Annotated in this window: 3 protein-coding genes; 2 read left to right on the top strand and 1 reads right to left on the bottom strand. The window is 71.5% G+C overall.

Going from position 1 to position 3790, the window contains the following annotated elements; all coding sequences use genetic code 11:
- A partial coding sequence (locus ABT085_RS44950) for a DUF6924 domain-containing protein (protein ID WP_351622618.1) occupies positions 1 to 888 on the top strand: 888 nt, incomplete at its 5' end.
- 77 nt (positions 889 to 965) lie between these two features.
- Here ABT085_RS44950 and ABT085_RS44945 read toward each other — a convergent pair.
- The gene (locus tag ABT085_RS44945; RefSeq protein WP_351622615.1) at positions 966 to 1754 is read right to left on the bottom strand and encodes a TetR/AcrR family transcriptional regulator; all 789 of its coding nucleotides are present in this window, start codon (positions 1752 to 1754) and stop codon (positions 966 to 968) included.
- 274 nt (positions 1755 to 2028) lie between these two features.
- On the opposite strand from ABT085_RS44945, the gene ABT085_RS44940 reads away from it, so the two are divergent.
- On the top strand, positions 2029 to 3741 hold the full coding sequence (locus ABT085_RS44940; RefSeq protein WP_351622612.1) for an MFS transporter: 1713 nt from the start codon (positions 2029 to 2031) through the stop codon (positions 3739 to 3741).
- Positions 3742 to 3790 lie beyond the last annotated feature (49 nt).

The following is a 3790-nucleotide window of genomic DNA, read 5'->3' as shown; positions in this document are numbered from 1 at the left end:
ACCTGTTACGAGGACGGCGAGGCGCGATGGGGAGATCTGCTCGACGAGATCGAGGGCCGCCCCGAGGGCGACGCGTTCGTCCTGGCGGACGGCCGGGTGCGGCTGCGCCCGGTCGAGGGCGCCGGATGGGACTGCCTGCACGGCGGGAACGTACCGGCGGTCCTCTCGGGCGGCGGCCCGGTGCCGCCGGTCGTCGTCCTGGCGGACATCCCGGTGGCGTACGGCGGGAGCGGGCCGTTGCTGGTGGACGCCGTGGCGATACCGGGGCGGGGCGTCCGGGTCGCGTCGGTCCGGCTCGGCGAGGTTCTGGACGCGCTGCTGGGCGGCGCGCTCACGTTCGACGACCTGGTGCGCGCCACGGACCGGTACGGCGAGTACCTGGGGGACGGGGGCAGGCCCGTCTTCCCCGCGCCGACGTCGCAGGAGAGCCGGTCCTTCCCGGTGCTGCCCGCCACCGACGTGGCGCTACTGGTGCGCACCGACTTCGGCGACGAGCAGGGCTGGCGCGCCCTGCTCGACGAACTCGGCGGGGCCGACGAGCACGGTTTCCTCGGCGCGGACCCGGATGCCGGCGAGACCGACGAGGAAAGCTTCCCGTTGCAGGTGCTGACCGTCGACGACCGGGCCTTCGAGGGGCTGTCCCCGGGCCAGGTCCCCGCGCTGGTCCCGGCCGGGAAGGAGACCACCCTGGTCGCGCTCGCGGACGCCCGGACCTTCGCCGGGTACGGCCGGCCGCTGACGGTCGTCGACCTGTACGACACCCCGGGGCACATCGCCGTCGTCCCGAGCCGCGAGCTCGGATCCATGGCGTGCAACCTGGAGATCGCCAACATGGACTTCTTCGACTTCGTCGTCGTGGAGGGCGAACGTCCCTGGTGGGAGGGCTGATCCGCGGCTCCGTGGACCGTGGTGGAGCCCCGGGGAGGACGGTGTCCCGTGCCCCGCGTGTCCGGATCCGGCTCGGCTCAGTCCTCGGGGTCCGGCCGGTGCTGCGGGCCGGGCAGGTAGCTCGCCAGGCCGCGCAGGATGATCTCCAGACCGATGTCGAACCGCTCGTCGGAGGAGTCCGTCACCATCATCCCGGCCAGGGCGCGCAGATGGGGGAAGTCCGCTTCGGGCAGGGACGCGAAGTAGCTCTGCATCTCGTCGGCCATCTCGCGCCAGTCGGGCCGGGCCAGGGAGGAACCGCTGCCGTGCCGGGCGGCCCGGTCCTGCCACATGCCCTCCTCCAGGGCGAACCCGTCGATGTAGGTGGAGATGAGGTCACCGGCCTCCGCGGCGATGCGGTCGGGCAGCCCGGCGGTACGGAAGATGGCGAGCAACCCCTCGACGTGCGGCAGCAGTTCGGCGGTGAACGGGACATGGGCCATGGAGATCCTGGCCATGTCCCGGTGGGTCAGCAGGCGCTGCCGTCCCGCGCGGGCGTAGGCCCGTACCTGTTCCTGCCACCGCTCGGGGTCGGCCCTGGGCATCTCGAAGCCGTCGAAGAGCCGGGTGTACATCAGTTCCAGGAGGTCCTCCTTGGAGCTGACGTGCGCGTAGAGGGCGGAGACCGTGACGCCCAGCTCGGCCGCCACCTGACGCATCGACAGCCCGTCCAGCCCCTGGCGGTCCAGCACGGTGAAGGCGGCCTCGACGACCCGTTCCCGGGACAGCGGTGTGCGTGCCGGGGTGGCACGGGTGCGTGCGGGACGCTCGCGCTCCCAGGGGGACGGCGGCGGGGGTTCGGGGGTGTCGGCGGCCACGTCGGTCATGAGGACAGTCTAGGCACCGGGAGAACAGTGTTCTCCCGGGTGAGTGACGTTCACTCAGACTGAACGCGATATATCTTGTCTTGGCGCACAGGTTGCGCTATATCTTAATGAACGCTGTTCTCTCGGTGAGCGCTGTTCTGTTAAGGTGAACAGCGTTCTCCGCGCCGGTCGCCCGTCTCCGGGCCGAGCGGTGGACCGGGCAGTTGTATCCATTCATCCGTCCCACCGCGCCCGCGGGTCGTCACCGCGGCGCGGCCTCTCGCGAGGAGTACCGATGTCCACCACCGGTGTCGCGTCCACCGAGACGCCCACCGACTCGCCAGCGCCCTACCGGTGGCGCTGGGCTGCGCTCTTCGTGATCCTCGCGGCCGAGGTGATGGATCTCCTCGACGCCGTCGTCACGAACATCGCCGGCCCCTCCATGCGGGCCGATCTCGGCGGCGGAGCCTCCACGCTGCAGTGGCTCGCCGCCGCCTATACCCTCTCGATGGCCGTCGGACTCGTCACCGGCGGACGGCTCGGGGACATCCACGGACGCCGCCGGATGTTCCTGGTGGGCGCCGCCGGATTCACCGTGGGCTCACTGCTGTGCGCGGTGTCCGTGTCGCCCGAGATGCTGATCGGCGCCCGGGTCGTGCAGGGGCTGTTCGGCGCGGTGATGCTGCCCCAGGGCCTCGGCATGATCAAGGAGATGTTCCCGCCGAAGGAGTCGCAGAAGGCCTTCGGCATGTTCGGCCCGGTCATGGGACTGTCCGCGGTGTGCGGACCGATCCTGGCGGGCTGGCTCGTGGACGCCGACTACTTCGGCACCGGCTGGCGGATGATCTTCCTGATCAACCTGCCGCTGGGTGCCGCGGCCATCCTCGGTGCCCTGCGCTACCTGCCCAAGGGCCGGTCCGCCAGCAAGCCGCGTCTCGACATCCCCGGCATGCTCCTGGTCTCGCTGGCCGCACTGCTCATCATCTTCCCGCTGGTCCAGGGCCGTGAGTACGACTGGCCGGTGTGGACGTTCCTGATGATGGGCGCCTCCGCGGTCGTCTTCGTCGCCTTCGCCCTGTACGAGTCCCGGCGCAGCAGGGCCGGCCTGGACCCGCTGGTCGTCCCCAGCCTCTTCCGCAAGCGGGGCTTCAGCGGCGGCATGACTCTCGGACTGGTCTTCTTCTCGACCATGCAGGGCTTCATGCTGGTCTTCAACCTCTACACCCAGATCGGCCTCGGCTACTCCCCGCTCAAGGCCGGACTGGTGATGGTGCCCTGGTCCGGCGGCATGATCGTCGGCTTCGGCATCGCCCAGGGCGTCGCCCGGTTCGGCCGGGCCGTCCTCCAGGCGGGCACGCTGGTCATGGCGCTCGGCGTGTTCGGCGTGTGGCTGACCCTCGACCAGGTGGGCAGCGGCGTCGGGCCCTGGCAGCTCCTGCCGTCCCTGCTCGTCACCGGTATCGGGATGGGCCTGCTCATGGCGCCGTTCTTCGACATCGTGCTCGCCAGCGTCGAGCAGCACGAGACCGGTTCGGCCTCCGGCACGATGACGGCGGTCCAGCAGCTCGGCGGCGCCTTCGGCGTGGCCCTCCTCGGCACCGTCTTCTTCGGCCTGCTGGGCGGCGGGATCGCCGACGGCGTCGACCACGAGTCCGCCGGCCTGCGACGGCAGCTGACCGCCGCTCAGGTGGCGCCCGCCGCCCAGGACCGCGTCGTCGCGGACCTGCGCACCTGCGCCTCGGACCGTGCCGTCGCCAAGGACCCGGAGGCGACGCCCGCGTCCTGCGCGCGCCTGGAGAAGGACACCCGGTCCGCCGTGACCTCGCCCGAGGCCGGCGCCCGGATACCCGCAGTGCTCCAGGCCACCGCCTCGTCGGCCTTCGAGAGCGGGTTCGGCTCCGTGATGAAGTCGGTGCTGTGGATCGTCGACGGGATGCTCGCCCTGACCTTCCTGCTGGCGTTCCTCCTGCCGCGTCAGGCCCGCCCCGAGGGGGGCGCCGGGCACTGAGCCCGGGGCCGCGCACCGGCGGCGTCGTACCGGACGGCCGGGCAACCCC

The sequence above is a fragment of the Streptomyces sp. NPDC002265 genome (assembly GCF_040296125.1).
GTDB lineage: Bacteria > Actinomycetota > Actinomycetes > Streptomycetales > Streptomycetaceae > Streptomyces.
The sequence above is the reverse complement of the archived record's forward strand: the minus strand, read 5'-3'. Positions and strand labels throughout refer to the sequence as shown.